The organism is Nocardioides pocheonensis, assembly GCF_003725535.1.
Lineage (GTDB): Bacteria > Actinomycetota > Actinomycetes > Propionibacteriales > Nocardioidaceae > Marmoricola > Marmoricola pocheonensis.
Map to the genome: position 1 here is coordinate 1 of NZ_RJSF01000006.1, position 2,029 is coordinate 2,029.

The following is a 2,029-nucleotide window of genomic DNA, read 5'->3' on the forward strand; positions in this document are numbered from 1 at the left end:
ACGCGGCCAGCTCCGGTGACCTGAACTGGTCGCTGAACCCGACCTACACCGGCTGCTCGATCACCGGTGCGGTCGGCAGCCAGGTCCTCAGCTGCAGCCTGGGCACGGTCGCCGGCAACACCACGCTGCCGGTCATCCACGTCCAGTCCGCGACCACACCGGCCGACTGCGGCGTCGTGTCCAACCAGGCCACCGTCGCCACCACCAACGGCACCGGCGGCGACAGCGACACCGCCAACGTCACCATCCTGTGCCCGGGTCTGGCCATCGAGAAGACCGCGGACGCAGCCAGCGTGACGGTCGGTTCGACGATCGGGTTCACGGTCACGGTGTCGAACAACGGCGCGGGCACCGCGACCGGCGTGGACATGAGCGACCCGCTGCCGACCGGTCCGGGGATCACCTGGTCGATCGACAACGCCCACACCAGCGGTCCGCTGAGCTGCGTCATCACGGCAGGCACCTTGCACTGCACGGGCAGCCTCGACGCCGGAGAGACGCAGGTCGTCCACATCACCAGTCCGACGCAGTGGACCGGCTCGGGTGAGACCGAGGTGAACTCCTGCCTCGGTGGCACGGACAACACCGGGGTGTACGACAACACCGCCCAGGTCAGTGCGTCGAACGTGACCGGTACGCCGAACGCCAGCGCGCAGGAGGCCGTGCTCTGCCCGGACCTGCACGTCACGAAGGTCGCGGACGACGCGTCGGTGGATGCCGGCTCGCCGATCGGCTTCGTGATCACGGCGTCCAACACCGGTGATGCCCCGGCCACGGGAGCGTTCGTGAACGACCCGCTGCCGACCGGTGTGGACTGGTCGATCCCGGAGGGTGGCTCGACCGGGCCCCTGACCTGCCAGATCTCCGCCGGCACGCTCACGTGCTCCGGAACACTGGCGCCGGGTGCGTCGCAGGTCGTCCACATCACGGCACCGACCACGTTCGCCGACTGCGGGGTCTACAACAACACCGCGACCTTCACGGCCACGGACTCCCCGCAGACGCCGAACGACTCCGACAGCACGAGTGTCCTGTGCGCGGCCCTGACCCTGAGCAAGACCGCGGACGCCGCCTCGGTGAACGCGGGCTCGCAGATCGGGTTCACCGTCACGGCATCGAACGCTGCCGGTGGAAGTGTGGGCACGGCCCGGGGCGTCGTGATCAACGACCCGCTGCCGAGCGGGACGGGCATCGACTGGTCGATCGCGTCCGGTCCGGGCAACTGCTCGATCACCGGCGCGGTGGGCAGCGAGGTGCTGCACTGCACGGCGGTCGATCTGGCGCCGGGCGCGAGCGAGTCGGTGCACGTGGTCAGCGCGACCGGCAACACCAGCTGCGCGACGTACCCGAACGCGGCGAGCCTGACCGCGGACAACGCGCCAGGGCTCAGTGCGAACGCCAGCACGCAGGTCGTGAACTGCGTCATCGTGTCGCCGCCGAGCCCGCCGAAGCAGCACCACCCCGCCGTCCTGCCGAACACCGGCGGCCCGGACGGGAGGCTGCTGGGGCTCGCCACGGGCCTCATGGTCACGGGTGGAGCCCTGGTCCTGGGCGACCGGCGTCGGAGGCGCCGGAGCTAAGCCCCCAGACGCTGGGCTGCCGGGTGCACCAACCCCCTCGTGCACACGGCCCTCAGGCCCAGTGAGGCTCCGGAAACGGGCTCGTGCCCGGGACTGCTTCGGCGGTCCCGGGCACGGGTCGTTCCTGAGACGTTCTGATACCAGTACTGTCCGTTTCGTACGGATTAGGTGCCATACGTCCCTGAAAATAGGGCCATTCCGGCCGTTTCCGGTCTAGCCCGCGCATATCCGAATCGACCCGTTCGCTTGCCGACGGCGGCGGATGGGCTCGTAATGGCGGAAGCGATTCACCTTGGGGGCAAGGGGAAACGCGCTTGGTCCGTCCTTCCGGCGGCCAAGGGGGTTCCGACTCCGACACGCTCCTGGGGCTGCTTCATCGTCCCGGTGCGCAGGGGTCGCCGTCGTACTTGGGGGCACCACAGATGAAGAAGCACAAGTCCGTTGCGGGA

General features: G+C 69.3%; 1 protein-coding gene. It reads left to right on the forward strand.

Going from position 1 to position 2,029, the window contains the following annotated elements; translation table 11 throughout:
• Positions 1-1,580: LPXTG cell wall anchor domain-containing protein (locus EFL26_RS03125; protein ID WP_123221447.1), on the forward strand; the 1,580-nt coding region annotated here is incomplete at its 5' end.
• Positions 1,581-2,029 lie beyond the last annotated feature (449 nt).